Source organism: Amycolatopsis albispora, assembly GCF_003312875.1.
Taxonomy (GTDB): Bacteria; Actinomycetota; Actinomycetes; order Mycobacteriales; family Pseudonocardiaceae; genus Amycolatopsis; species Amycolatopsis albispora.
On sequence record NZ_CP015163.1, the window covers coordinates 6,801,002 to 6,826,592 of the forward strand.

The following is a 25,591-nucleotide window of genomic DNA, read 5'->3' on the forward strand; positions in this document are numbered from 1 at the left end:
AGAACTGTGACGGGGGCAACACTTCGTACTCACTCTATGACGTGCTGCTCAACAACTGAACGGCAGCGGCCCCTCAGCACCCTTCCAGCCCAATACCGCGCGGGCTTTTCCACTCCCGGTCCACCTTTCGGCCCGCAGCCCGGCGGCGATCGCGCCGTCGACGTTGACCTGCCGGTCGTCGAAGAAGAGGCATTCCTCCCCGCGCGCGCCGAGCCGGTCGAGCAAGGCGGTGAAAATCGCCGGATCGGGTTTGATCACGCCGAGGTCACCGGAAAAAACGAGGTGCCGGAAATGCCGCGCCCAGTCCTGCCGTTCCACGTGCCTGCCCATCGACGAAGCCGCGTTCGACAGCAGCGCCAGCGGCACCCCGGCCTCGTCCAGTTCCGCCAGCAGCGCCAGGGTTTCCGGATCGGTCCGCGACCAGCCCGCCAGGTCCAGCGCGGTGAGTTCGGCGGACAGGTCCGCGTCCACCTCGACCCCGAGATCGGCGCCGATCCGGCCCCAGTATTCGAGGTCGCTGGCACCGGCGTCGTAGGCGTCGCGGTGTTTCCAGTAAGCGGGCTCGAACTCGCCGAGCGAGGCGCGGTACCGCGTGGCGAGTTCCGGCAGCGCCTCGGTGCGCCGCACGATCACCTCGCCGAAATCGAAGACCACCCAGTTCATCGATGTTCCTTTCGAGGTCCCGTTCACTGACTGGCAACCGACTTGATGCGGTTCAGCGCCTCGTTGATGTCGGGGGTGGAAACGTCGCGGTGGGTCACGAACCGCACCTTGCCCGCCATCGGCGACGCGAGCACACCCGCGTTCTCCAGCCGGGAAATGGTCAGCGGCACGTCCGGCACCCCGGCCAGCACGATGTTCGTCTGCGGCGCGTGCACCGACCAGCCGATCTCGGCCAGTCCCTCGGCCAGGCGCCGGGCGTTGTCGTGGTCGTGGGCCAGATCGTCCACATTGTCCAGTGCGCGCAGGCAGGCGGCGCCGAGCACGCCGCCCTGGCGCACCCCGCCGCCGAGCATCTGCCGCATGCGGCGGGCCTGCTCGATGAACTCGCGGCCGCCCGCGAGCGCGGAGCCGACCGGCGCGCCGAGGCCCTTGCTGAAGCAGACCGAAACGGTGTCGGCGCCGACGGCGAGCGCGGCCACCGGCAGGTCGAGCGCGACCGCGGCGTTCCACAGCCGTGCCCCGTCCAGGTGAACCTTGAGCCCGGCTTCCTTCGCGGTCGCGGCGAGCTGGGCGTGCTCGTGCGGCGGGATGACCGCGCCGCCCGCGGCGTTGTGCGTGTTCTCCAGGCAGAGCAGGGTGGTCCGCAGCAGCAGGTAGTCGGACACGCGGGGGCCGATCGCCTTGGCCAGTGAAGCCGGGGTGGGACGGCCGGGTCCGGCGTCCGGTTCGAGTGGTTCCGGCATGCCACCGGCCAGCCAAGCCGACGAGCCCAGCTCGCGGACCAGCACGTGGGCGTCGCGCGGGGCGAGGAAGCGGTCGCCGCGGCCGAGGTGCAGGGCCAGCGCGATGACGTTCGCCATGGTCCCGCTCGGGACCCAGAGCGCGGCGGGCAGGCCGAGCAGTTCGGCGGTGCGCTCCTCGAGCCGGCGCAGGGTGGGGTCGACGTCGATCACCGCGTCGCCGACCTCCGCGGAGGCCATCGCGGCACGCATGGTTTCATCCGGGCGGGTGACGGTGTCCGATCGAAGATCGATGGTCGGGCTCGTTGCGAAGGTCACGGCCGGATCACACCACATCGTTCGTTGCGCTTTCAAACAGTCTGGTGGAATCCCGGTTCCGGTGGATTGGTGCGCGAACCCGTGCAACCGTGGACGAGCCGGGTTCCGTCTACCCTGTCGAACACCCGAGGAGCGGAGAGCCAACCGCGTGGACCAGCGCGAGGAGCAGGAGTTCGCGGAGTATTTCGCCGCCAAGCGGGACTCCGTGCGTAGAACCGCGTACATGCTCTGCGGCGACTGGCATCGCGCGGACGATCTCGCGCAGACGGCGTTCGTCTCGCTGCACCGGCGGTGGCGCAAGATCCGCGACCGGGCGGCGACGGACGCCTACCTGCGCAAGACGCTGGTGCGGGCGTCGATCGACGAGTCGCGCCGGCCGTGGCGGCGGGAACGGCAGGTCGAAGAGCTGCCCGAGCCCGCGGTCCAGTCCGGGCCACGGCTCGACGAGCAGGTCGCCACCAGGGAGGACCTGCTGGCCGGGCTGCGCGGGGTGCCGTCGAGACAGCGGGCGGTGCTGGTGCTCCGGTACTTCGAGGGGCTGGACGTGAGCGGCGTCGCGAAGGCGCTCGGGTGTTCCGAAGGGACGGTGAAGAGCCAGACCGCCCGCGGGCTGGAAAACCTGCGGAAGGTACTGGGTGGACTCGGTGAGGAGGTGGACTCCCGTGGATGACCGGCAGCTCGAGACCCTGTTCCGCGACGCGCCGGGCGAGCCCCCCGAGCCGACGTTCGACATCGGGCAGGTGACCAGGGCGTCGCGCCGGGCGACCGTGCGCCGGCGGACCGCGATCTCCTCGGTTTGCGGTGCCGTGCTGGTGGTACTCGTTGGCGTCGGGGTGGTCGGGATTTCGCAGCGCGGCGCCGAGCAGGCGTCCACCGCCGCGGCTCCCGGTTCGACCGAAGAGGTGAATGGCAATACCCAGCTCGGCCCCATGGGGCAACCTGGGGATGTGCCCGGACGTCCTCCGATCGCGGCACCAGAAAGCTTCCCGTCCGACTCGCCCATGCAGGGGGGCGAGACGACCGGGGAGACCGGCCCTCGGGCCGAAGGCACCCACGGGTGCGACCAGGCGGACCGGGAGCTCGCCACCGCCCTCGCTGGCGAGCTCCCGGTCCCCGTCCCGGACGGGACGGCGATGCCCGGTCGCGTGTGTTCGACGGATTTCCGGTCCGCCTCGTTCCCGGTCAGTGGTGGCGTTGTCTCCGCTTCGGTGGTGCCGCCCGGCGTCACGCTGACCCTGGCCACCCAGCCGGAAGGCACGCTGCGGGCCGAAGCGCAGTCGGCCACCGGGGCCACCGTGCTGGTGCTGAGCATCCCGGCGGCGGGCTCGACCGACGCCCCGTTCGCCAAGGACATGCAGGGTGTCGCCGACGCGCTCGCGAAGCGGTTCTGACCGGCGGGCCGCTCGCGTGCTGGCAAAATGTCCGCCCATGACCACTGCCGCGAGCACGCCGAAGGGTGAGCGCCGCCGCGCCGCGCTCATCGAAGCGGCTTCGCAGCTGCTGGCCGAAAGCGGTTTCGACGCCATCCGGCACCGCGCGGTGGCCGAACGCGCCGGGCTGCCACTGGCGTCGACCACGTACTACTTCGATTCGCTCGAGGAACTGGTGACCGCCGCCGTGGAGCACCACGCGCGGCTGGAGCTGGTGCAGGGCAGGCAGTGCCTGGAGGACCTGGCCACCCGCGACCGGGGCCGGGACGCGCTGGTCGAACTGGTGCTGGAACTACTGCTGGGCCCCGCGCGGGACGACCGCGAGGCCGATGCCGAGGCGGTGTTGTTGCGGTACGAACGCCTGGTCGCGACGGGCCGCCGCAAGTACCTGCGGCCGCTCATGCGCACCCTCTCGGCCGAACTGGACCACCTGCTGCTGGAGATCTTCGCCCGCTCGGGGAAGCCGGTGGACGCCGCGGAACTGGAACGGCTGGTCGCACTGGTCGACGGTGCCGTGGTGAACGCCCTCATCGAAATCGACCCGGACCCGAGAGCCGCCGCCGCCCGCATGCTCGGCGAGGCCCTCACCTGAAGTTGTCCACAACAAGCCGTCCCTGTGGACAACCCCTGTGCACAACCCAGCCCGCCAGAGCGGAGCGCTAGACTGGCCTAGGGACGCCCCCCGAGGCGGGTGGGGGATGTACCTGTTGGTGGCGCCGGGGCTCGGGCCCTTGAGCACGCGCGGACCCAGGTCTGCGGCTGTGCCGAACGGCAGCCCGTTCACCGCGCCGACGTGCCGCGGGTGCCGGTGGCTGTTCGGCAACGCGGCGATCAGTACCGGCAGCAAACCTTCGCGGCTGGCCGCGTTCCCCGTGGCGGGCGCACTCGTCACCGGGCGGTTGTGTGCTCGTGGGCACCCGGTGGACGGCTGAGCCCAGTGGGCCCGGTTCGGCTGGGTCCGACGCTATGAATGTGGCTTTCATAGCGTCAGGTGCAATGAAAGCCACATTCATTGCACGGGCCCCCCATTGCACGGGCCCCCCCATTGCAACGGCCCCGTTGCGCCCGCGCCGTGGCGACGGCACGGGCCGCTGGGGCACGAGCCCGTTGCGTACGCGGCCCGCCAACGGCGCACGTAGCCAGCACCCCCGCCCACCAGGGGTGGCGCGGCCGGAAAGGTAGCCTTGGCCGGTGAGTGAGAAGCCCGCCAAGCCCGCCATTCCGAACGTGCTCGCCGCCCGATACGCCTCCGCCGAGCTGGTCGCGCTGTGGTCCCCGGAGAACAAGGTCCGCCTCGAGCGTGAGCTCTGGCTCGCCGTGCTCCGCGCGCAGCGTGAGCTGGGTGTCGAGGTGCCCGACGGGGTGGTCGAGGACTACGAGCGCGTGCTCGACCAGGTCGACCTCGCGTCCATCGCCGAGCGGGAGCGCGTCACCCGCCACGACGTGAAGGCCCGCATCGAGGAGTTCAACGCCCTCGCCGGCCACGAGCACGTGCACAAGGGCATGACCTCCCGCGACCTCACCGAGAACGTCGAGCAGCTGCAGCTCAAGCGCTCCCTCGAACTGGTCCGCGGCCGCGTGGTGGCCACGCTCGCCCGCCTCGCCCAGCTCGCCGTCGAGCACACCGACCTGGTCATGGCCGGCCGCTCGCACAACGTCGCCGCGCAGGCGACCACGCTCGGCAAGCGCTTCGCCACCGCCGCCGACGAGCTGCTCGTCGCCCACGACCGGCTGGAAAACCTCATCGAGCGCTACCCGCTGCGCGGCATCAAGGGCCCGGTCGGCACCGGCCAGGACATGCTCGACCTGCTCGGCGACAAGTCCACTTTGGACGAACTGGAGAACAAGGTGGCCGCCCACCTCGGGTTCGCCAACCGGTTCGACAGCGTGGGTCAGGTCTACCCGCGCTCGCTGGACTTCGACGTGCTGTCCACTGTGGTCCAGCTCGCCGCCGCGCCGTCCAGCCTGGCCAAGACGATCCGGCTGATGGCCGGGCACGAACTGGTCACCGAGGGCTTCAAGCCCGGCCAAGTCGGCTCCTCGGCCATGCCGCACAAGATGAACACCCGCTCCTGCGAGCGGGTCAACGGGCTCGCCGTGGTGCTCCGCGGTTACCTGTCGATGATCGGCGAGCTGTCGGGCGACCAGTGGAACGAGGGCGACGTCTCCGATTCCGTGGTGCGCCGGGTCGCGCTGCCCGACGCGTTCTTCGCGCTGGACGGGTTGTTCGAGACCTTCCTCACGGTGCTCACCGAATTCGGCGCCTACCCGGCCGTGGTGGACCGTGAGCTTGCTCGCTATCTGCCGTTCCTGGCCACCACGAAGGTGCTGATGGCCTCGGTCCGCGCGGGCGTCGGCCGCGAGACGGCGCACGAGGCGATCAAGGAGAACGCGGTCGCCGTCGCGCTCGCGATGCGCGAGGAGGGCACCGGCGAGAACAACCTCGTCGAGCGCCTGGCCGCCGACCCGCGGATCCCGCTGGACGCCGGTGAGCTGGAGAAACTGCTCGCCGACCGCATCTCGTTCACCGGGGTCGCCACGGCTCAGGTCGGCGCGGTGGTCAAGCGGATCGAGACCGTGCTGGAGCGCTTCCCCGAGCACGCGAACTACGCGCCGGCGCCGATCCTCTGACCCGTGTGAGCAACGGCACCGTGGCGCGTCCACGGTGTGGGACGGCATTTCCGGGACGGGCGAAATCCTTAGTGTTGGCGCGAACCTGCCGCGCCGACACGCGCCCGAACCCCGGAAAGAAGCATGAGATCCACGCTGTCCAAAACGCTCGCCACCGCCGCCGCGCTCGTCGCACTGGCCGGCTGCGGGTCGTCCGCCGGTGACCCCGCCGGGCAGACCCTGCGGGTCGGCACGCTCGCCGACGCGCCGCCGTCGATCTACCTGGAGAACGGCACCTTCACCGGCTACGACAACGAACTGCTGCGCGACATCGCCCGCCGCGAGGGCTTCTCGGTGGAGTTCGTCGGCACCGAGTTCGCCAGCCTGCTGGCCAGCGTGAACAACCGCACCTTCGACATCGGCAGCTCCACCATCTCCACCACCGACGAGCGCAAGAAGACCGTCGCCTTCTCCGACGGCTACAGCACCGGATTCACCACCATCGTGACCAAAAAGGACGCCGGGCTGACGGAAGTTCCGCGGTTCTCCGGAAAACGACTCGGCGTGGTGCAGGCCTCGGTGCAGGACGACTTCGCGAGCAAGAAGGTGCCCGGCGCCGAGGTGGTGCGTTTCCCGGACTACAACGCGGGTTTCGCGCAGCTGCGCAACGGCACGCTCGACGGCTGGGTGGTGCCGAAGGACATCGGCCAGAAGTACCTCGACCAGAACCCGGACGTGGCGCTGGAGTTCGGTTACACGGTGGAGACCAAGGACACCCCGTCCGCCTTCGCCGTGCGCAAGGACAACAAGGAGCTGCTGGACAAGCTCAACCGCGGCCTGTCCGCGGCGATCGCCGACGGCACGGTGAAGCGGCTGCACGGGCAGTTCTTCAAGACCGAGCCGCTGCCCGCCGAACTGGAACCGGGCGGCCCCGGTCTGCCGGTGCAGAATCCGTGAAGGGAAAGCGAAAAATGAAGAAGGCGATTCTCGCGACCCTCGCGACCGCACTGCTGCTCACCGCGTGCGGCAGCGGCGATGACGGCCCGGCCGCGCTGCGCGTCGGCACGCTCAGCGACGCGCCCCCGAACATCTACCTGGAGAACGGCAACTACACCGGCTTCGACAACGAGCTGCTCAAGGCCATCGCGGCCAAGCAGAACCTCCGGCTCGAGTTCTCCGCCACCGAGTTCTCCTCGCTGCTGGGCCAGGTCGCCAACGGCCAGTTCGACCTGGCCAGCTCGGCGATCGCGCAGACCGAGGAGCGCAAGAAGAACGTGGACTTCACCGCACCGTACAACTACGAGGTGATGAGCATCCAGGCCAAGGAGGGCTCGCCGGTCACCGACGAGAACTCGTTGGCGGGCAAGCGGGTCGCGGTGATCCAGGCCACCGTCGGCGACAAGTGGCTGACCACCACCGTGCCCGCGGCGCAGGCGGTGCGCTTCCCGGACTACGCCGCCGCGCTCACCGCGCTGAAGACCGGTTCGGTCGACGCCTACATCCTCGACCTGACCATCGCGGAGAAGAACGTCACCGAGAACCCGGACGCGAAGCTGAAGGTGGTCAAGCCGTTCACCACCGACGTGCCGCACGGGTTCGCCGTGCGCAAGGGCAACACCGAGCTGCTCGGCAAGCTCAACGAAGGGCTCAAGCAGGTGATCGCGGACGGCACCTGGACGCGGCTGCACCAGCAGTTCCTGCCCACCGCCCCGGCCGCTCCCGAGTTCCAGGCGTCCTAAGTGGACGTTCTACTGGACACCTTCCTGAACTGGGAGTACATCTGGGCGGTCGTGCCCGACCTGCTGGGCACCGGGCTGCTGAACACGATGATCTTCGCGGTGTGCTCGGCGGTGCTGGGCACGCTGCTCGGCATGGTGCTCGCGGTGATGGGCCTGTCGGCGAAGCGCTGGCTGCGCTGGCCCGCCCGGGTGTACACCGACATCTTCCGCGGTCTGCCCGCCATCCTGACCATTCTGCTGATCGGCCAGGGTCTCGGCGTGCTGGCGCGCGACGTGGTCGGCAACAACCCGTATCCGCTGGGCATCCTGGCGCTGAGCCTGATCGCCGCCGCCTACATCGGCGAGATCTTCCGCGCCGGCATCCAGAGTGTCGAAAAAGGACAGTTGGAGGCCAGCCGCGCGCTCGGCATGAGCTACGGCAGGGCGATGCTGCTGGTGGTCATCCCGCAGGGCGTGCGGCGGGTGCTGCCCGCGCTGGTGAACCAGTTCATCGCGCTGATCAAGGACTCCAGCCTGGTCTACTTCCTCGGCCTGCTGTCCAGCCAGCGCGACCTGTTCCGGATCGGGCAGGACCTCGCGGCGAACACCGGCAACCTCTCGCCGCTGGTCGCCGCGGGCGTGTTCTACCTGGTGATCACCATTCCGCTGACGCACCTGGTCAACTTCATCGACAAGCGGCTGCGGCAGGGACGCAAGGTGGACCGGGCCGACGAGGACGAGCTGGACCTGGTGGCCGGCGGAAAGGTCGGGGCATGAGCGCGGCGAGCGTGGAACTGCGTGACATCCACGTGTCCTTCGGCACGCTGGAGGTGCTGCGCGGGGTCGACCTGAGCGTCGGCAAGGGCGAGACCACCTGCGTGATCGGGCCGTCCGGCTCCGGCAAGTCCACCCTGCTGCGGGTGGTCAACCGGCTGCAGGAGCCGGATTCCGGCGACATCCTGCTCGACGGCGAGAGCGTGGTGGCCACCGACGCCGACCAGCTCCGGCGACGCGTGGGCATGGTCTTCCAGCACTTCAACCTGTTCCCGCACCGGACCGTGCTGGACAACATCACGCTGCCGCTGCGCAGCGTGAAGGGGCTGGACAAGGCCGAGGCCCAGCAGATCGCCCGCGACCGGCTGGCCGAGGTCGGCCTTGCCGACAAAGCGCCCTATCGGCCCGCCGCGTTGTCCGGCGGCCAGCAGCAGCGGGTGGCCATCGCCAGGGCGCTGGCGATGGACCCCGAGGTGATGCTGTTCGACGAGGCCACCAGCGCGCTGGACCCCGAGCTGGTCAAGGGCGTGCTGGAGCTGATGGCCGGACTCGCCGAGCGCGGGCTGACGCTGCTCGTGGTGACCCACGAGATGGGGTTCGCCAGGCAGGTGGCCGATCACGTGGCGTTCATGGACCGCGGCCGCATCGTCGAACTCGGTGAGCCCGCTCAGGTCTTCGAGGCGCCGGAGAGCCCGCGGCTGAAGCGCTTCCTGTCCCAGGTCCTCTAGCCGGGCCGGGGTGGGCAAATTTTCATCCTCCTGCCTCGAACGTAATACGCCGTATTACGTTCGAGGCAGGAGTTTATTTTTTCGCCCGCGAGGGCGGGGTTAGCCTGGTGTGGTGGCCAAGATCGCGAAGCTCGTGCACTACCCGGTCAAGGGGTGTGGCGGCATCGAGCTGCCCGTCGCCGAGCTGACCGAAGCCGGGATCCGGCACGACCGCACGTTCATGGCGGCCGCGCCGGACGGCACCTTCCGCAGCCAGCGGCGCTACCCAGTGCTGGCCGCGGTGCGGGTGGCGGTGCTCGACGACGGCGCCCGGCTGCGGCTGCGTGCGCCGGGCGTGGAGGAGCTGGAGCACGAGGTGCGCTTCGACGGCCCGCGGCACGCCGCGTCGGTGTTCACCTTCGACGGCAAGGGCGTGCACCAGGGCGCTGAGGCCGCCGAGTGGTTTTCCGAGGTCATCGGCGAGCCGTCGGTGTTGCTCCGCGTCACGCCCGAGCACGAGCGGCTGACCAGCGGGGTGACCGCGGGCACGGCGGCCTTCGCGGACGGTCACGCCGTGCTGGTCACCTCCGAGGCCTCGCTGGACTCGCTGAACGAGCGCATCGCCTCGGCGGGCGGCGAGCCGGTGCCGATGGACCGGTTCCGGGCGAACATCGTGGTGTCGGGCTGGGCCGAACCGCACGTCGAGGACACCGTGCGCACCTTCGCCGCCGGTGAGATCGAACTCGGCTACGCGAAGAAGTGCCTGCGCTGCACGGTCCCGCTGGTCGACCAGGAGACCGGCAGGCGCGCCGGGTCCGAGCCGATCCGCTCGCTGGCGAAGTACCGCCGGGTGCCGGCGGGCAAGGTGGCTTTCGGCATGAAGGCGGCGGTGACCAGGCCGGGCCGGCTCGCCGTCGGCGACGAGGTCGCCGTGCGGACCTGGGAGACCGAACCGCCGGAGTAGCGGTACCCCAGTTCAGCATCTGGGAAGCGCTGGATCAGCACGTGGGCGTCTGAGACCATCGAGATCGTGACGACGCAGGTGCACCTCCTCGATGTGATCGCGCTGGTCCAGCGCAGGCACATCGACCTCGTGCGCGTCGATTCCGCTCTCTGCCGCCGCTGAATCGCGGCCCTTCTTCTCCCGTAGCACCCCTCCCTCCCGTTCACGGCGGTCCCGCAACCCTGCCGCCACCCTGCGAACCGAGGTTTCCATGCGCACGTTCCTGTTGTTCGGATTGGCCGGCCTGCTGGCCCAGCTGGTCGACGGCACCCTGGGCATGGCGTTCGGGGTGACGGCGACGACCACCCTGCTCGCGGTCGGCACCGCCCCGGCCGCCGCGTCGGCCGCGGTGCACCTCGCCGAGGTCGGCACGTCGCTGGCGTCCGGCCTGTCCCACTGGAAGTTCAAGAACATCGACTGGCGCACGGTGGGCATCCTGGCCTTGCCGGGCGCGGTGGGCGCGGTGCTCGGCGCCTACGTGCTGACCTCACTGTCCACAGAGGACGCGACGGTGTGGATCACGCTGATCCTGCTGCTGCTCGGGCTGTACGTGCTGATCCGGTTCGCCTTCCTGAAGCTGGGCAAGCTGATCACCGGCAAGCGCCCCGGCGCGAAGTTCCTCGCGCCGCTCGGCCTGGTGGCGGGCTTCGTGGACGCGACCGGCGGCGGTGGCTGGGGGCCGGTGGCCACCACCACGCTGCTGTCCTCTGGCCGGCTGGAGCCGCGCAAGGTGGTCGGCTCGGTGGACACCTCGGAGTTCATCGTCGCGCTGGCCGCGAGCCTCGGCTTCCTGTTCACCCTTTCGCAGGAGGACAACCTCAACTACACCGTGGTGGCCGGGTTGATGCTGGGTGGCATCATCGCCGCGCCGGTGGCCGCGTGGCTGGTCCGGCACCTGCCGCCGCGGCTGCTCGGTGCGCTGGCCGGTGGGCTGATCGTGTTCACCAACGCGCGCACGCTGCTCAAGGAGTTCGACGCCGCGGACTGGGTCTACACGGTGTCCTACACCGCGATCGTGGTGCTGTGGGCGGTCGGCGTGTTCGCCGCGGTCCGGTCGCTGCGGGAGGAGCGCAAGCTCAACGCCGCCGCAGGCGAGGACGACGCCCCTTCGGCGGACGAGGGCGAAGCCCCCTCGAAGGAAACCGTCGCGCAGTGACATGGCCGCGCCTCCGGCGCGGCGCGCGGGGTCGCTTTTGAGCCGATCGCGACCCCGTCGTGGCGCGCCACCCTCTCCCGGGGGCGCCGAGAGTCTTTGTGCTCAATAGGTGTGCCGGTTACTTCGCGGTCAGCACGCGGTCACTCTCAGCGTGCTTACTGGTGGCGTGGACACCAAGCTGCTCGTTTCGCTGTCCGGCATGAATCCGAGGACGCTGCACCGCTGCGCCGAGCTGGCCGAGGAGCTGGACCGGCGGGCGGTGCCGCTGTCCATGCTGTTCACCCCGGCAACCCCGGCAACCCCGGCAACCTCCGCGACCGGGGTGACCTCCTGGCTCAAGGAGCGCGTGGACGGCGGTGACGACCTGCTGCTGCACGGCTACGACCACACGGTGCCGCCCACGCACCGGGCGGTCAGCCTCGGCCGCAAGGCGGAGTTCGCCGCGTTGCCCGCGCACGAGGCCCGGCTGCGGCTGACCGCGGCGACGGCCACGCTCGACCGCGCCGGCCTGCGCACCGAGGGGTTCGCGCCCCCGCGCTGGCTGGCGTCGCGTGGCACGCTGGCCGCGTTGCGTGAACGCGGCTTCCGCTTCTGCGCGGACTTCACCTCGATCCGGGACCTGGAAACCGGCGAGGTGCGGCGCGCCCGCGTGCACGGGTTCGGCAGCCAGAAGCAGCGGACCGAAACGCTGCGCTGCTTCGCGCTGGTGCTCACCGCCGCCCGCGTCGCGCGGCGGGGTGGCCTGCTGCGCCTGGGCGTGGACGCGAGCGACCTGCTGCGGCCGAGCCGCCGTCAGGCCTTCCTGGACGCGGTCGACGTGGCGCTCGAGGCGGGCGCCACCGGCAGCACCTACACGCTCACAGCTTCGCCGGCTCGCCTGGCGTGAGCACCCGGACCTCGGTGCCGTCCGGGCCGAGGTTGGTGAACATGCCGTACATCATCTCCGGCATGGCGTGCACCTTCTCGTGGATCGGCACCGCCACCCGCGGGCCGACCGCGCGCAGGAAGTCGACCGCTTCGGCGGCCTTCAGCCACGGCGCCGCGGTGGGCAGGCCGAGCACGTCGATCTGCTGGTCGGGCACAAAAAGCGCGTCGCCGGGGTGGTAGAAGGCGCCGTCGTCGAGCAGGTAGCCGACGTTGGGCACCACCGGCAGGTCGCGGTGGATCACCGCGTGCTGCCCGCCGACCACGTCCACCTCGGTGCCGCCGAAGGAGAAGGTGTCGCCCGGCAGTGCGGTCTTCGCGGCCAGCCCGAGCTTCTCGACGGCGTCCTGCGAACCGGGGTCGATGATCAGCTCGGCCCGCGGATTGGCCTTGAGCAGGGCGGTCAGGCGCTCGCCGTCGAGGTGGTCGTGGTGCTGGTGGGTGATCAGCACCGCGTCCAGGTCGCGGAGGTCTTCGAAGCCGCCGGAGAACGAACCCGGGTCGAACAGGATCCGGGCGCGATTGGTCTCCGCCAGCACGCATGAATGTCCAAAATGGACGAATTGCATCACGGTATCCTTTGTCTGGTCAGGTCAAATCCCAGGTTAGGCGCCGATCAGGTCGCCGCCAAGTCGGGTCCGCGCGTACCGGACCGACCGGCCGTGGCGGGTGGCGGCGAGCAGCCCGGCCCCGGCCAGCGCCCGCAGGTGGCCGGACACCGTGCCGGGCGCCAGGCCCAGCCGCCGCGCCAGCGCGGTGGTGGTCGACGGCTCGGCGAGCACCTGGAGCAGCAGCGCCCTGGTCCGGCCGAGCACCGCCACCAGCCGCGGGTCCGGATCCTGCGCGGGCCGCCACAGCTGGGCCACCCCGCGTGCCGGGTACAGCAGGGCGGGCTGCCACGGCGGCACCAGGATCACGCCGACCTTCGGCCAGGCGAACACGCTCGGCAGCAGCAGGAGTCCGCGTTCGTCGAGCGCGTGCCGGGTGCGCGTCGTGCTGTCGACGGTGAGCACACCGCCGGTCAGCTTCACCCGGGAATGCAGGTCGGCCACTGCCAGCTCGATGCCGCCCTCACCGAGCCGCCGCGTCCGGTGGTCGATGTCGGCGGTGAGCACCTCGTGCAGCCGTGGCCACAGGGGCTCGATCAACTCGTGCCAGGCCAGTTCGAGCTGGTCGCCGAGCAGGTCGCGGGCGGTGGCCGGGTCCTCGGGCAGGGCGCTGAGGTCGGCGTCGACCATGGCCAGTTCCAGCGCGACCTGCTCGGGTGGCGTCCGGCGCAGTTCGGCCAGCTGGGCCTCGACGGTGGTGCGCGGGCCCTGCGGCGGCGGGCTGAGGAACTCCGTGATGTACCGGGTCGCGCTCAACACCGTGCGCAGTTCGCCGATCGGCAGCGACCGCGCGTGCTCGGCGGTGGTGCTCAGCCACGGGCCGTACGCCGGGTGATGGCGGACGCCTTCCAGCACCTGGATCGCGCCGAGCACCTCCTCGAGCGGGGAGATCGCGAAGCGCAGGCGCTGGGCGCCGGTCGCGGTGAGCATCAGCTCGATCATCGGCGTCCTTTCGGCTATGGCCGAATCATTATCGCCTGCCCGCGCCGCACCGCAGGCTCGGCGCATGACCGAAAGCCTGCTCCGCCACCGCTCCTATTGGCGCTGGTCGATCGGGGTGCAGCTGGCCCGCCTGCCGGCCACCATGGCCCCGCTCGCGTTCACCGTGCTGACCATCGCGACCACCGGTTCCTACCGCCTCGGGGGCGTGATGATGGCGGTTTTTGTGGTGGCCGAACTGGCTGGTTCGGTCCCGGCGGGACGGCTGCTCGACCGGATCGGGCCGACCCGCGGGCTCGTCGCCTTCCTGCTGTGCGCGGCGGCGGGGCTCGGCGGACTGGCGTTCGCGGCTTCGGCGGGTGCGCCGTCCGCGGTGCTGCTGGTGCTGGTTGTGCTGCCGGGATTGATCGCGGGCGGGTTGTCCGGCGGGTTCCGGTCGCTGCTCGCGGGCACCGTTTCGGGACCGCTGCTGCCGCGGGCGGTCTCGGTGGACGCGATGCTGATCGACGCGGTGATCATCGGCGGGCCGCTGCTGGTCGCGCTGCTCGCCGGGTTCGGTGCGGTGCTGCCGATCGCCGCGATGGCGGTGGTCTTCGCGCTGTCCGCCCTGCTGGTGCCGCGACGGACCGCGCCGGTGCGGGTCACCGGGGAGCGGCCGCCGCTGCCGATCCGGGCGGCCGTGCCCTGGCTGGCCTGCCAGTTCACCATCGGGCACCTGCTTTCGACGGTCGAAGTCGCGCCCTACGCGCTGGCGCAGCGGCTCGGCGGGGCCGAGGGCGCGGCGGCGCTGATCATCACCGTGCTGTCCGGCGCGAGCATCGTCGGTGGTGCGCTGTACGCCTGGCGTGGCGTGCGGCTGACCGTGGCACCTCGCACGCAGGCGATCGTGCTGCTGTGCGGGTTCATCGCGGGTGGCTGCACGGTGGCGCTGGACCTCGGCTGGACCGGCCTGCTCACCGGGGTGGTGCTGATCGGGTTCTGCACCGGTCCGCTGGTCACCGTGGCCTCGGTGCAGATGCAGGAGCTGCTGCCCCAGGGCCGCCGGTCGGAGGGGTTCTCGCTGTCGTTCGTGGTGCAGGCGAGCGGCTTCGGGCTGGGCTCGCTCACCGTGGGCGTGCTCCCCTTGTGGCTGGCACCGGTGTTCGGAGTGGCCAGCGCGGTGCTCGCGTGTGCCATTCTGGGCAAAGGCCCAGCGCGAGTAGTTGGCACCTTGCCAGCAACGTCGTAGCCTGGGGTCCTCAAGCCGAGACAACTCCGGAGACGCCGATGACCGCCGTCCAGCAACCGAGCACTCGCACGCAGGAGACCTTCGACTCGCTGAGCCCGGCCACCGACGAGGTGGTCGGCACCTATCCGGTGCACACCGCCGAAGAGGTCGAGGCCGCCGTCGCCAGGGCGCGCGACGCGGCCGTCTGGTGGGATTCGCTCGGTTTCGCCGGGCGCGCGCAGCGCCTCCAGCAGTGGAAGGGCGTGCTCACCCGGCGGCTGCAGCAGCTGTGCCAGGTGGTGCGCGACGAGACCGGCAAGCCGATCGCCGACGCGCAGCTGGAGTCGGTGCTGGCCATCGAGCACATCGCGTGGGCGGCGAAGAACGCCCGCAAGGTGCTCGGCCGCAAGCGCCGCCCGGCCGGTCTGCTGATGTCGAACCAGGCGGCGACCGTGGAGTACCAGCCGCTCGGCGTGGTCGGCGTGATCGGCCCGTGGAACTACCCGGTGTTCACCCCGCTGGGCTCGATCGCCTACGCGCTCGCCGCGGGCAACGCCGTGGTGTTCAAGCCGAGCGAGTTCACCCCCGGCGTGGGGAAGTGGCTGGTCGACGCGTTCGCCGAGGTGGTGCCCGAACAGCCGGTGCTGCAGCTGGTCACCGGCTACGGCGCCACCGGCGCCGCGCTGACCCGCGCCGGCGTGGACAAGATCGCCTTCACCGGGTCCACTGCCACCGGCAAGAAGATCATGGCGGCCTGCGCGGAGACGCTCACCCCGGTGGTCATCGAGGCGGGCGGCAAGGACCCGGTGCTGGTCGACGCGGACGCCGACCTGGACGCCGCCGCCGACGCCACGGTGTGGGGCGCCTTCTCCAACTCGGGCCAGACCTGCATCGGCGTCGAGCGGGTCTACGTGCACGAACGGGTGCACGACCAGTTCGTCGCGAAGGTGGTCGAGAAGAGCAAGGCCGTGCGCGCGGGCTCCGACCACGACGCGCAGTACGGCCCGGTGACCATGCCCTCGCAGCTCAAGGTGATCAAGCAGCACATCACCGACGCGCTCGCCCGCGGCGGCAAGGCGCTGGTCGGCGGGGCCGAGGCGGTCGGTGACCGGTACGCCCAGCCGACCGTGCTGGTCGACGTGCCGGAGGACGCCGATGCCGTGCGCGAGGAGACCTTCGGCCCGACCGTGACCATCGCGAAGGTGGCCTCGATGGACGAGGCCGTGGAGAAGGCCAACGCCACCCGCTACGGCCTGGCGGCGACGGTCTTCTCCAAGTCACGCGGCATGGAGCTGGCGCGGCGGCTGCGCACCGGCATGGCCGCGATCAACGCGCCGCTGTCCTTCGCGGGCATCGCCTCCCTGCCCTTCGGCGGGGTCGGCGACTCCGGCTTCGGCCGCATCCACGGTCCGGAGGGCCTGCGCGAGTTCGCCCGCACCAAGGCCATCGCCCGTCAGCGGTTCACCGCGCCGATCGCGCTGACCACCTTCGACCGCAAGGAGAAAACCGACGCGCTGGTGGCCAAGCTGATCACCGTCCTGCACGGGAAGCGCTGATCAGGTCGGCCGCCTTCTCGGCGACCATCACGGTGGGCGCGTTGGTGTTGCCCCTGGGCACCACGGGCATGATCGACGCGTCCACCACCCGCAGGTTCTCCACGCCGCGCACCTTGAGTTCGGGGTCGACCACGGCCTGCTCGCCGGTGCCCATCGCACAGGTGCCGACCGGGTGGTACAGCGTCTGCGTCTTGTCCCGCACGTGCTCGGCGAGCGCGTCGTCGTCGAGGTCGTGGCGGTCGGGCAGGAACGGCCGGTCGAGGTAGCGCTTCAGCGCCCCACCGCGGCCGATGTCCATCAGCATGCGCAGTCCGGCCAGCATGGCGGTGAAGTCGGCGGGCTCGGCGTAGTAGGCGGGGTCGATTTCGGGGCGCCACAACGGGTTCGACGACCGGAGGCGCAGCCGTCCCCGGCTGGCCACCTCGACCAGGGTGGCCGCGGAGGTGAAGCCGGGCGTGGTCGGCTCGCGCATGCCGTTGTCGTAGAACAGCGTCGGCGCCACGTGGAACTGCATGTCGGGCGCGTCCAGCCCGTCGATGGTGGGCAGGAAGCCGCCCGCCTCCCCGACGTTGGACGCCAGCGGGCCGCGCTTGGTGATCTTGTAGCGCACCAGCCCGGCCGGGGTGCCCGCGTCGACCAGGTCGGTGGTGCCCTTGGTGGCCCAGATGACGCCCGCCGCCGGGTGGTCGTGCAGGTTCTCGCCGACGCCGGGCAGGGCCACGGCAACCTCGATGCCGTGCTCGCGCAGGTGCTCGGCGGGCCCGATGCCGGACAGCATCAGCAGCTGCGGTGAGTTGACCGCGCCACCGGAGAGCAGCACCTCGCGCTCGGCGTACACCGGGCGCTCGGCGCCCTTGTCCAAATAGGACACCCCGATCGCGGTGGTGCCGTCGAGCAGCACCCTGGTGGTCTGCGCGTGCGTGCGCACGGTCAGGTTCGGCCTGGTCAGCGCCGGGCGCAGGTAGGCGTCGGCGGTGGACCACCGGCGCCCCTTGCGGCAGGTGACCTGGTAGAGCCCGGCGCCCTCCTGGCGCTCGCCGTTGAAGTCGTCGGTCGGCTTCATGCCCCAGGTGGTCGCGGAGTCCACCCAGGCGTGGGACAGCTCGTGGGTGAACACGCGGTCCTCGACGTGCAGCGGGCCGTCGGTGCCGTGCAGCGGCCCGCCGAGCCGGGTGTTGCCCTCGGCACGGACGAAGTACGGCAGCACGTCGTCGTAACCCCAGCCCACCGCGCCGTGCTGATCGCGCCAGCGGTCGTAGTCGGCGCGGTTGCCGCGGATGTAGATCATCGCGTTGATCGAGGAGCAGCCGCCGAGCACCTTGCCGCGTGGCCAGTAGGTGGACTTGCCGAGGAACTTCTGCTCGACGGTCTCGTAGTTCCAGTCGTGCTGGGTCTTGAACAGGGCGGGGAAGGCGGCCGGGATGTGGAACTCGTCGTCGGTGTCCTCACCGCCCGCTTCGAGCAGCAGCACGGTGACCGCCGGATCCGCGCTGAGCCGGTTGGCCAGCACGCAGCCCGCGCTGCCCGCCCCGACGATGACGTAGTCGAAAGTCTCCCGCTCGGCCACGCTGCCTCCTGTTGTTGACCTTCTGCCAACCCGATGATGGTCCGGTTCGGGCCCGGGTGGAAGGGGGGAACCGAGTGTCGCCCAGATGGCGGCGTTTGGCCACGCTGCGTACCGGCCGCCGGGCCGTTCCGGTTAATTACCGAGCCGCAAGCAACCGTTTCCCCGGTCACCACGTCCCGACATCAGCAGCACACCAAACACGAGCTCGCAGCCGCGAGCGGATGGGAGGCCCGTCATGGGGACGCTGCGCAAGATCACCGGTGTGGTCGCGGGTACGGCGGCGATGAGCGCGCTGGGGCTGTTCGCTGCCCCATCGGCCAGCGCCGCTTCGATGCCGTGCAGTTCGGCGGCGTCGGCCTGCGTGGACCTGAGCGCCAAGCAGGCGTGGCTGGCCGAAGGTGGCGAGGTCACCTACGGCCCGGTGCCGATGGCGTCCGGGAAGTCCGGTTACCGGACCCCGCCGGGGACGTTCAAGGTCACCTACAAGGACATCGACCACTGGAGCAAGGCCTTCGACGGGCCCATGCCCTATTCGGTGTTCTTCACCAAGAGTGGCATCGCCTTCCACGAAGGCGACATCAAGCAGCAGTCGCACGGCTGCATTCGCTTGACGCACAACGCGGCCGTCACCTTCTACCGCGCCCTGCAGCCGGGCGAGGTGGTCGAGGTCGTGCGCTGAACCGGCACCGCGCCGCCGGTTGAGCGCGGAGCAGTCCGGTGGGTGGCTTCTGTCGGGGGGCTACCCACCGGTTTGCCCGCGACCGTGAAGTACGCTCTGGGTGTACCGCTGACCTGCACACATAGGGAGCCGACCAGCCGTGGCCCGAGTCGTCGTGGACGTCATGCCCAAGCCGGAGATCCTGGACCCGCAAGGACAGGCGGTGGCGGGCGCGCTGCCCCGCCTCGGCTTCGAGGGCGTCACCGACGTCCGCCAGGGCAAGCACTTCGTGCTCGAGGTCGACGACTCCGTCGACGACGAGACGCTGGCCAAGATCGCCGAGGGCCTGCTGGCCAACCCGGTGATCGAGGACTGGACCGTGCGGCGGGTGGAGGCGTGAGCGCGCGCATCGGGGTCATCACCTTCCCCGGCACGCTCGACGACGTCGACGCCGAACGCGCCGCCCGGTACTCCGACGCCGAGGCCGTGCCGCTCTGGCACGCCGACCACGACCTGCGCGGGGTCGACGCGGTGATCGTGCCCGGTGGCTTCTCCTACGGCGACTACCTGCGCTGCGGGGCGATCGCGAAGTTCGCCCCGGTGATGACCGAGGTGGTCGAGGCGGCCGCCAAGGGCATGCCGGTGCTCGGCATCTGCAACGGCTTCCAGATCCTGTGCGAGGCGGGGCTGCTGCCGGGGGCGCTGGTGCGCAACCACAAGCTGCACTTCGTCTGCCGCGACCAGTGGCTGCGGGTGGAGAACAACACCACGGCGTGGACCACCCGGTACGAGCAGGGCGCCGAGATCCTGGTCCCGCTGAAGTCCGGCGAGGGCGGCTACGTGGCCGACAAGTCCACTTTGGACATGCTGGAGGGCGAGGGGCGGGTGGTGTTCCGGTACGTGGGCGTCAACCCGAACGGCTCGCGCAACGACATCGCGGGCATCACCAGCGCGAACGGCCGCGTGGTCGGCCTGATGCCGCACCCGGAACACGCCATCGACGCCCTGACGGGCCCCTCGGACGACGGGCTCGGCATGTTCTACTCCGCCGTCGACACCCTGGCCGGCGCCCTCACCAGCTGACCGCTGGGCGCCCTTCTCGCGGCACCCGTCCACGCAGCACCCGCTCGCGCAACCAGCCTCGCAGGACGCCGCCGCCAGGGCCTCGCTGCTCTGGACATCGCCTGCCCCTGGACACGAATGTGGCTTTCGGGGCCGAATCCGCCCCGAAAGCCACATTCGTGTCGCTTGAGCCCCGCCCGAACCCCGGCACCTCAGGCGCCTGCCGCCTGGACCAGGCGGGCGTAGGGGCCGTTCGCCGCCAGCAACTCCGCGTGGCTGCCGAGTTCGGTGATGGTGCCGCCGTCCAGGACGGCGACCCGGTCGGCGGCGGCCGCGGTGTGCAGCCGGTGCGCGATGGCGATCACCGTCCGCCCGGCCAGCACCTGCGAAAGCGAGCGTTCCAGCTCCCGCGCCGAGCCGGTGTCCAGCAGCGACGTCGCCTCGTCCAGCACCAGGGTGTGCGGGTCCGCCAGCACCACCCGCGCCAGCGCCAGCTGCTGCGCCATCGCCGCGGGCACCGAGGCCGGGGTCACCTTGCTGTCCAGCCCGTCCGGCAGCGACCGCGCCCACGAACCCGCGCCCACCGAGTCCAGCGCGCCCAGCAACTCCGCATCCGACCACGAGCCCGCGGGCAGCGTCAGGTTCTCCCGCAGCGTGCCCGCGAACACGTGGTGCTCCTGCGTGAGCAACAGCACCTCACCCCGCAGCAGGTCCTCCGGCAGCCGCGAGACCTCCGCGCCGCCGATGGTCACCGAGCCCGAATCGGGGGCCGCGATGCCCGCCAGCAGCCTGCCCAGCGTGGACTTCCCGGCCCCCGACGGCCCGACGATCGCCAGCCGCTGCCCGCGGGGAACGGACAGCGTGATGCCGTGCAGCACCTCGCGGTCGGGCGAATACCCGAACCGCACGTCCCGCACCTCGATCTCGGTGCCCGCGGGCACCTCGGCGCCGGAAGGCGGCGCGGCGACGGCTCCGCGCACGCCGATCACCCGGCGCAGCGCGGTCGCCGACACCTGCACGTCCTCCAGCCACCACAGCAGCTCGTCCAGCGGACCGGCCAGGATCTGCATGTACAGCACCATCGTGGTGATCGTGCCCAGCCCGGCCCAGCCCTGCGTGTACGCCCACGCGCCGATCAGCAGCATCGCGGCCACCGGCAGCGCGTGCGACAGCTCCAGCCACGGCGCCCACCGCACCTGCAGTTTCCGCAGGTCACGCTCGCCGTCCACGGCGCGGGCCAGCCGCCGGTCGCCGTCGGCCACGCGGCGTTCGATCATGCCCAGCGCGTCCGCGGTCCGGGCGCCCTCGGTCGATTCGTGCAGGCCGGACTGCACGTCGCCCCAGGCGTCCAGCATGCGTTCGATGGTCGAGGGCACCCGCCGCCAGTACCACCGCGTCGGGAAGTACAGCACCGGCACCGCGACCAGCAGGCCGAGCGCCAGCAGCGGCGAGGTCACCACCATGGCCACCACCGTCAGCGCCACGGTGATCAACGCGACGGTGATTTCCGGTACCGCGTAACGCATCGCGTAGTCGACTTTGTCCACATCGGACGTCGCGCGGCTGAGCAGGTCGCCGGTGCCCGCCGCCTCCACGGTGCCCAGCGGCAGCTTCAGCGCGTCCCCGACGAACTCCTCGCGGGTCTTCGCCAGCACGCGCTCGCCCAGCACGCCCGCGCGCCGGTTCGCCGCCTTCTTCAACACGGCCTGCAGCACCAGCACCACGACAAAAACCAGCGCCAGCAGGTCCAGCGACAGCCCGCCGCCCTCGACCACCGAGTCCACCAGCAACCCCAGCAGCTGCGGCCCGGCCAGCCCGGCGGCGCCCGCCAGGCAGAAGAACAGGATCACCAGCACGAACTCCCGGCGGAACGCCTTCATCGTGCCGATCGCCCAGCCGCGGGCCTGCGCCACGTCGGCCAGCGGCAGCTTCAGCTGCACGGTTGTCTCTCCTTGACCACGTATTCGTCGGCGACCGCCCGCCACAGCGGGCTCTGGCTGAACACCACGGTCGTCTTGCCGCGCCGCAGTTCGGCGACCCGTTCGGTGATGCGTGCCTCGGTGTGCGCGTCCACGGCCGAGGTCGGCTCGTCCAGCAGCAGCACGTCGGCGTCCAGCGCCAGCGCCCTGGCCAGGTTCAGCCGCTGCCGCTGTCCGCCGGAGACCTCGCGGCCGCGTTCGCCGATCAGCTCGTCGAGCCCGAGCGGCAGCGCGTCCACGATGTCGTCGGCGTCGGCGGCGGTGAGCGCGCCGGCCACGGTGACCGAGCCCGGCGTGACGATCTGCTCCCGCAGCACCCCCGAGAACCAGACGTCCTGGTTGTGCGCGTAGACCACCCGCGAACGCAGGTCGGCCAGCGCCGCGCGCCGGACGTCCACCCCGGACACCAGCACCGGCTCGGCCGCATCGGTGAACCGCGCCAGCCGGGCGGCCAGTTCCTCGGCCTCCGGCGACTCGACCACGGTCAGCTTCCCGGCGACCGCGGTGAAGCCGGACGCGGTGTCGTGCAGCTCCAGCGGTCCGGACGGCAACGCGACCGGGTCGGCCGCGTCCTCCAGCGTCGGCCGCAGGTTCAGCATCTTGCAGACCTTCCGCGCCGCCACCATCGCGCCGGAGAACGCGCCCGCCGCCTCGGTGGTGGTGCTCACCGGGATGATCAGGAACGCCGAAGCACCGTAGAAGGCGACCAGCTCGCCGACGGTGATCGTGCCCGCGACGGCCAGCTTCGCGCCCAGCCAGGTGATCGCCACGGTGACCAGTCCCGGCAGCAGCACCTCGGCGCCGACCAGCCACGACGTGCTGTTCGCCACCGCGTCGCCCTGCCTGCGCACCCGCTGGCTGGCCGCGGCGAACCGGTTCGCGAACTGCCGCTCACCACCGACCCCGCGCAGCACCCGCAGGCCGGACACGATGTCCGCGGCCAGCGCGTTCACCGTGGACAGGTCCTCACGCTGGGCCTCCTGGCGACGCTGCAGCGGCGCGATCAGCGGGCCGATCCCGGCCACCGCCACCGGTACGCCGACCAGCGCGACCACGGCCAGCAGCGGCGAGGTGCCCAGCAGCACGATGCCCACGGTCAGGAAGGCGACCACCGCGCCGAGCACGCGGCCGAACACCTCGAACACCGCGCCGACGCGGTTCTCGTCCGAGGAGGCGATCGCCATCATGTCGCCGGTGTCCGCCTGCCCGCGCAACGCGGCCCCCAGCCGCAGCGTGTGGTGCGAGACCAGGCGCTGCGTGGTGGACGCGGCGTGCAGCCACATGCCGTGCGCGCCGAACAGCAGCCCGGCGCCGAACACCGTCTGCAGCACCCCGAGCCCGACCACCAGCCCCACGTTCCAGGCCAGCTCGGCGGTGTCCGCGCCGGCCACGCCGGTGTCGATCGCCCGGCCGACCACCAGCGGCAGCAACGCGCCCGGCACCAGCCACAGCGCCCCCAGCACCGCCGTGGACCCGGCCAGCCACGGCCGCGACCGCAGCACCGCCAGCAGGTAGCGGAGCGGGGTCAGCCGGGCGGGCAACCGCACCTCGGGTGCGGGATAAGGTTTTCCGGACACGGTTTTCGACGGTATGCGGGAGCCGCCCGCGCGAGCGACCGATTTTCCGGCCACCACCCTCCAGGGTGCGCGTCACCACACCCGTATCCTCTGGCTCGTGGCCTCCCCCAACGCGGACACCGTGACCAGCACCGATACCACCGAGCACGCCGCGGCGACGCCCGACGTGCCGCAGCCCTACCTCGAACTCGGCCTGGCCGAAGACGAGTACGCGCGGATCCGGGAAATCCTCGGCCGCCGTCCCACCGACGCCGAGCTGGCGATGTACTCGGTGATGTGGAGCGAGCACTGCTCGTACAAGTCCTCGAAGGTGCACCTGCGGTACTTCGGCGAGACGACCACGCCCGAAATGCAGTCGAAGATGCTCGCGGGCATCGGCGAGAACGCCGGCGTGGTGGACATCGGCGACGGCTGGGCGGTCACCTTCAAGGTGGAGAGCCACAACCACCCGTCCTACGTGGAGCCCTACCAGGGCGCGGCCACCGGCGTCGGCGGCATCGTGCGCGACATCCTGGCGATGGGCGCCCGCCCGCTCGCGGTGGCCGACCCGCTGCGCTTCGGCCCGGCCGACGCGCCGGACACCCGCCGCGTGCTGCCCGGCGTGGTCGCCGGGGTCGCCGGGTACGGCAACTGCCTCGGCCTGCCGAACATCGGCGGCGAGGTGGTCTTCGACGAGAGCTACGCGGGCAACCCGCTGGTGAACGCGCTGTGCGTGGGCGCGATGCGGGTCGAGGACCTGCACCTGGCGCACGCGTCGGGCACCGGCAACAAGATCATCCTGTTCGGCGCGCGCACCGGGCTCGACGGCATCGGCGGCGTTTCGGTGCTGGCCAGCGACAGCTTCTCGGAGAACACCGGCCGCAAGAAGCTGCCCAGCGTGCAGGTCGGCGACCCGTTCACCGAGAAGGTGCTCATCGAGTGCTGCCTCGAGCTGTTCGCGCAGAAGCTGGTGGTCGGCATCCAGGACCTCGGCGGGGCCGGGCTCTCCTGCGCCACCTCCGAGCTGGCCGCGGCCGGTGACGGCGGCATGCACATCGTGCTGGACCGGGTGCCGCTGCGGGCCGAGGGCATGACCCCGGCGGAGATCCTGTCCAGCGAGTCGCAGGAACGCATGTGCGCCGTGGTCGCACCGTCCGATGTGGACGCCTTCATGGCGGTCTGCGCGAAGTGGGACGTCACCGCCACCGAGATCGGCGAGGTGACCGACGGCGAGCACCTGGTGATCACCTGGCACGGGGAGACCGTGGTCGACGTGCCGCCGCGCACGGTGGCGCACCAGGGCCCGGTGTACGAGCGGCCGTACGCACGTCCGTCCACTCAGGACGCGTTGCAGGCGGACACCACGGCGTCGCTGAAGCGCCCGTCCACCGGTGACGAGATCCGCGAGACCGTGCTGAAGGTGATCTCGTCGCCGAACCAGGCGTCGAAGGAATGGGTCACCAGCCAGTACGACCGCTACGTGCGCGGCAACACCGTGCTGGCGCAGCCCGCCAACTCCGGCGTGATCCGGATCGACGAGTCGACCGGCCGCGGTGTCGCCGTGTCCACCGACTGCAACAGCAAGTTCGTCTACCTCGACCCGTACCTGGGCACGCAGCTGGCGCTCGCGGAGTCCTACCGCAACGTGGCCACCAGCGGCGCCACCCCGGTCGCGGTGACCAACTGCCTGAACTTCGGCGCGCCCACCGACCCCGGCGTGATGTGGCAGTTCGAGCGCGCGGTGCACGGCCTCGCCGACGGCTGCGCCGAGCTGGGTGTGCCGGTGACCGGTGGCAACGTCAGCTTCTTCAACCAGACCGGGGACACCGCGATCCTGCCGACGCCGGTGGTCGGCGTGCTCGGGGTGATCGACGACGTGCGCCGCCGCATCCCGACCGGGATCGGCGCGGAGGCGGGCGAATCCCTGCTGCTGCTCGGCGAAACGCACGACGAGCTGGACGGTTCGGCGTGGGCGCACATCGTGCACGGGCACCTGGGCGGCGTGCCGCCGAAGGTGGACCTGGCGCGCGAGAAGCTGCTCGCCGAGATCCTGGTCGCCGGTTCCCGCGACGGGATGGTCTCCGCCGCGCACGACCTGTCCGACGGCGGGCTGGCGCAGACGCTGGTCGAGACCGTCCTGATCGGACAGTGCGGCGCCCGGGTGGTGCTGGACGACGAGCAGGACCCGTTCGTGCAGCTGTTCTCCGAGTCGGCGGGCCGGGTGCTGGTCGCCGTGCCGCGCACCGAGGAACTGCGGTTCACCGAGATGTGCACCGCGCGCGGCCTGCCGTGGCGCAAGACCGGCGTGGTGGACCCGGAGTCGGGCGCGCTGGAGATCCAGGGCGTGACCAGCTTCGGCCTCGACGAGCTGCGGGAGACCTGGGAGCGCACGCTCCCCGCGCTGTTCGACTGACGC

General features: G+C 71.1%; 26 protein-coding genes. 19 read left to right on the top strand and 7 right to left on the bottom strand.

Annotation, left to right across the window (positions count from 1 at the left end; genetic code table 11):
- Window positions 1–48: 48 nt before the first annotated feature.
- Window positions 49–663 (bottom strand): HAD family hydrolase, encoded by a 615-nt coding sequence (locus tag A4R43_RS32160; protein WP_113695524.1) that lies wholly within the window; start codon window positions 661–663, stop codon window positions 49–51.
- Between the two features lie 23 nt (window positions 664–686).
- Window positions 687–1,721, bottom strand: a complete 1,035-nt coding sequence (locus A4R43_RS32165) for a threonine aldolase family protein (RefSeq protein WP_162788660.1) — start codon at window positions 1,719–1,721, stop codon at window positions 687–689.
- A gap of 148 nt (window positions 1,722–1,869) precedes the next feature.
- Here A4R43_RS32165 and A4R43_RS32170 point away from each other — a divergent pair, with 148 nt between their 5' ends.
- The 13 genes from A4R43_RS32170 to A4R43_RS32220 all read left to right on the top strand — a co-directional run bounded on the left by A4R43_RS32170 (window position 1,870) and on the right by A4R43_RS32220 (window position 12,005).
- On the top strand, window positions 1,870–2,391 hold the full coding sequence (locus A4R43_RS32170; RefSeq protein ID WP_113695526.1) for a SigE family RNA polymerase sigma factor: 522 nt from the start codon (window positions 1,870–1,872) through the stop codon (window positions 2,389–2,391).
- Entirely contained in the window at window positions 2,384–3,112 is a 729-nt protein-coding gene (locus A4R43_RS32175; RefSeq protein ID WP_113695527.1) for a hypothetical protein, read from the top strand. The genes A4R43_RS32170 and A4R43_RS32175 overlap by 8 nt, the downstream gene beginning before the upstream one ends.
- A 37-nt stretch (window positions 3,113–3,149) precedes the next feature.
- Window positions 3,150–3,743, top strand: coding sequence for a TetR/AcrR family transcriptional regulator (locus A4R43_RS32180; RefSeq protein ID WP_113695528.1), 594 nt, complete (start codon window positions 3,150–3,152; stop codon window positions 3,741–3,743).
- Window positions 3,744–3,912: 169 nt separating this feature from the next.
- Window positions 3,913–4,083 (top strand): hypothetical protein, encoded by a 171-nt coding sequence (locus A4R43_RS42980; protein WP_162788661.1) that lies wholly within the window; start codon window positions 3,913–3,915, stop codon window positions 4,081–4,083.
- 259 nt (window positions 4,084–4,342) lie between these two features.
- Window positions 4,343–5,782 (top strand): adenylosuccinate lyase, encoded by a 1,440-nt coding sequence (gene purB / locus A4R43_RS32185; protein ID WP_113695529.1) that lies wholly within the window; start codon window positions 4,343–4,345, stop codon window positions 5,780–5,782.
- 123 nt (window positions 5,783–5,905) lie between these two features.
- On the top strand, window positions 5,906–6,718 hold the full coding sequence (locus A4R43_RS32190; protein WP_113695530.1) for a substrate-binding periplasmic protein: 813 nt from the start codon (window positions 5,906–5,908) through the stop codon (window positions 6,716–6,718).
- Window positions 6,719–6,732: 14 nt separating this feature from the next.
- A complete protein-coding gene (locus tag A4R43_RS32195; RefSeq protein WP_113695531.1) occupies window positions 6,733–7,500 on the top strand; it encodes an ABC transporter substrate-binding protein in 768 nt (255 codons plus the stop codon).
- Window positions 7,501–8,256, top strand: a complete 756-nt coding sequence (locus A4R43_RS32200; protein WP_113695532.1) for an amino acid ABC transporter permease — start codon at window positions 7,501–7,503, stop codon at window positions 8,254–8,256. It begins immediately after the preceding gene.
- Complete coding sequence (locus A4R43_RS32205; RefSeq protein ID WP_113695533.1) at window positions 8,253–8,981, top strand: amino acid ABC transporter ATP-binding protein; 729 nt, start codon at window positions 8,253–8,255, stop codon at window positions 8,979–8,981. The genes A4R43_RS32200 and A4R43_RS32205 overlap by 4 nt, the downstream gene beginning before the upstream one ends.
- Before the next feature lie 112 nt (window positions 8,982–9,093).
- Entirely contained in the window at window positions 9,094–9,924 is an 831-nt protein-coding gene (locus A4R43_RS32210) for an MOSC domain-containing protein (protein WP_205215118.1), read from the top strand.
- Between the two features lie 66 nt (window positions 9,925–9,990).
- Window positions 9,991–10,086 carry a putative leader peptide gene (locus A4R43_RS44670; RefSeq protein ID WP_335645121.1) on the top strand — a complete coding sequence of 32 codons (96 nt, stop codon included), beginning with the start codon at window positions 9,991–9,993 and terminating at the stop codon, window positions 10,084–10,086.
- Between the two features lie 88 nt (window positions 10,087–10,174).
- Entirely contained in the window at window positions 10,175–11,119 is a 945-nt protein-coding gene (locus A4R43_RS32215; protein WP_113695534.1) for a sulfite exporter TauE/SafE family protein, read from the top strand.
- A gap of 178 nt (window positions 11,120–11,297) precedes the next feature.
- The gene (locus A4R43_RS32220; RefSeq protein ID WP_162788872.1) at window positions 11,298–12,005 is read left to right on the top strand and encodes a DUF2334 domain-containing protein; all 708 of its coding nucleotides are present in this window, start codon (window positions 11,298–11,300) and stop codon (window positions 12,003–12,005) included.
- Here the strand turns inward: A4R43_RS32220 and A4R43_RS32225 are convergent.
- Complete coding sequence (locus tag A4R43_RS32225) at window positions 11,977–12,612, bottom strand: MBL fold metallo-hydrolase (RefSeq protein ID WP_113695535.1); 636 nt, start codon at window positions 12,610–12,612, stop codon at window positions 11,977–11,979. The genes A4R43_RS32220 and A4R43_RS32225 overlap by 29 nt on opposite strands.
- 36 nt (window positions 12,613–12,648) lie before the next feature.
- Window positions 12,649–13,593: a DUF5937 family protein gene (locus tag A4R43_RS32230; protein ID WP_113695536.1), complete on the bottom strand. Its 945-nt coding sequence runs from the start codon at window positions 13,591–13,593 to the stop codon at window positions 12,649–12,651.
- Window positions 13,594–13,657: 64 nt separating this feature from the next.
- On the opposite strand from A4R43_RS32230, the gene A4R43_RS32235 reads away from it, so the two are divergent.
- Both A4R43_RS32235 and A4R43_RS32240 read left to right on the top strand, forming a co-directional pair.
- On the top strand, window positions 13,658–14,818 hold the full coding sequence (locus A4R43_RS32235; protein ID WP_113695537.1) for an MFS transporter: 1,161 nt from the start codon (window positions 13,658–13,660) through the stop codon (window positions 14,816–14,818).
- Window positions 14,819–14,856: 38 nt separating this feature from the next.
- Window positions 14,857–16,353 (top strand): aldehyde dehydrogenase family protein, encoded by a 1,497-nt coding sequence (locus tag A4R43_RS32240; protein ID WP_113695538.1) that lies wholly within the window; start codon window positions 14,857–14,859, stop codon window positions 16,351–16,353.
- Here the strand turns inward: A4R43_RS32240 and A4R43_RS32245 are convergent.
- On the bottom strand, window positions 16,328–17,920 hold the full coding sequence (locus tag A4R43_RS32245; RefSeq protein WP_113695539.1) for a GMC family oxidoreductase: 1,593 nt from the start codon (window positions 17,918–17,920) through the stop codon (window positions 16,328–16,330). The genes A4R43_RS32240 and A4R43_RS32245 overlap by 26 nt on opposite strands.
- Before the next feature lie 235 nt (window positions 17,921–18,155).
- Between A4R43_RS32245 and A4R43_RS32250 the strand changes: the two genes are divergently transcribed.
- The 3 genes from A4R43_RS32250 (at window position 18,156) to purQ (ending at window position 19,661) form a co-directional block, all read left to right on the top strand.
- On the top strand, window positions 18,156–18,599 hold the full coding sequence (locus A4R43_RS32250) for a L,D-transpeptidase (RefSeq protein ID WP_113695540.1): 444 nt from the start codon (window positions 18,156–18,158) through the stop codon (window positions 18,597–18,599).
- 139 nt (window positions 18,600–18,738) lie between these two features.
- Complete coding sequence (gene purS / locus A4R43_RS32255; RefSeq protein ID WP_113695541.1) at window positions 18,739–18,978, top strand: phosphoribosylformylglycinamidine synthase subunit PurS; 240 nt, start codon at window positions 18,739–18,741, stop codon at window positions 18,976–18,978.
- Entirely contained in the window at window positions 18,975–19,661 is a 687-nt protein-coding gene (gene purQ, locus A4R43_RS32260; RefSeq protein ID WP_113695542.1) for a phosphoribosylformylglycinamidine synthase subunit PurQ, read from the top strand. The genes purS and purQ overlap by 4 nt, the downstream gene beginning before the upstream one ends.
- A gap of 191 nt (window positions 19,662–19,852) precedes the next feature.
- Here the strand turns inward: purQ and A4R43_RS32265 are convergent, their stop codons facing one another.
- Both A4R43_RS32265 and A4R43_RS32270 read right to left on the bottom strand, forming a co-directional pair.
- Window positions 19,853–21,520, bottom strand: a complete 1,668-nt coding sequence (locus A4R43_RS32265) for an ABC transporter ATP-binding protein (protein WP_113698022.1) — start codon at window positions 21,518–21,520, stop codon at window positions 19,853–19,855.
- Window positions 21,521–21,570: 50 nt separating this feature from the next.
- Window positions 21,571–23,196, bottom strand: a complete 1,626-nt coding sequence (locus A4R43_RS32270) for an ABC transporter transmembrane domain-containing protein (RefSeq protein WP_236808413.1) — start codon at window positions 23,194–23,196, stop codon at window positions 21,571–21,573.
- Window positions 23,197–23,317: 121 nt separating this feature from the next.
- Between A4R43_RS32270 and purL the strand changes: the two genes are divergently transcribed.
- Window positions 23,318–25,588 carry a phosphoribosylformylglycinamidine synthase subunit PurL gene (gene purL, locus A4R43_RS32275; RefSeq protein ID WP_113698023.1) on the top strand — a complete coding sequence of 757 codons (2,271 nt, stop codon included), beginning with the start codon at window positions 23,318–23,320 and terminating at the stop codon, window positions 25,586–25,588.
- The last annotated feature ends 3 nt before the right edge of the window (window positions 25,589–25,591 follow it).

Excerpts from the sequence above, each read along its gene's own strand:
- A4R43_RS32160 (WP_113695524.1), bottom strand. The coding sequence starts at position 663 with ATGAACTGGGTGGTCTTCGATTTCGGCGAGGTGATCGTGCGGCGCACC.
- A4R43_RS32180 (WP_113695528.1), top strand. The coding sequence starts at position 3,150 with ATGACCACTGCCGCGAGCACGCCGAAGGGTGAGCGCCGCCGCGCCGCG.
- A4R43_RS32190 (WP_113695530.1), top strand. The coding sequence starts at position 5,906 with ATGAGATCCACGCTGTCCAAAACGCTCGCCACCGCCGCCGCGCTCGTC.
- A4R43_RS32195 (WP_113695531.1), top strand. The coding sequence starts at position 6,733 with ATGAAGAAGGCGATTCTCGCGACCCTCGCGACCGCACTGCTGCTCACC.
- A4R43_RS32205 (WP_113695533.1), top strand. The coding sequence starts at position 8,253 with ATGAGCGCGGCGAGCGTGGAACTGCGTGACATCCACGTGTCCTTCGGC.
- A4R43_RS32215 (WP_113695534.1), top strand. The coding sequence starts at position 10,175 with ATGCGCACGTTCCTGTTGTTCGGATTGGCCGGCCTGCTGGCCCAGCTG.
- A4R43_RS32225 (WP_113695535.1), bottom strand. The coding sequence starts at position 12,612 with ATGCAATTCGTCCATTTTGGACATTCATGCGTGCTGGCGGAGACCAAT.
- A4R43_RS32230 (WP_113695536.1), bottom strand. The coding sequence starts at position 13,593 with ATGATCGAGCTGATGCTCACCGCGACCGGCGCCCAGCGCCTGCGCTTC.
- A4R43_RS32235 (WP_113695537.1), top strand. The coding sequence starts at position 13,658 with ATGACCGAAAGCCTGCTCCGCCACCGCTCCTATTGGCGCTGGTCGATC.
- A4R43_RS32240 (WP_113695538.1), top strand. The coding sequence starts at position 14,857 with ATGACCGCCGTCCAGCAACCGAGCACTCGCACGCAGGAGACCTTCGAC.
- A4R43_RS32250 (WP_113695540.1), top strand. The coding sequence starts at position 18,156 with ATGGGGACGCTGCGCAAGATCACCGGTGTGGTCGCGGGTACGGCGGCG.
- A4R43_RS32265 (WP_113698022.1), bottom strand. The coding sequence starts at position 21,520 with ATGAAGGCGTTCCGCCGGGAGTTCGTGCTGGTGATCCTGTTCTTCTGC.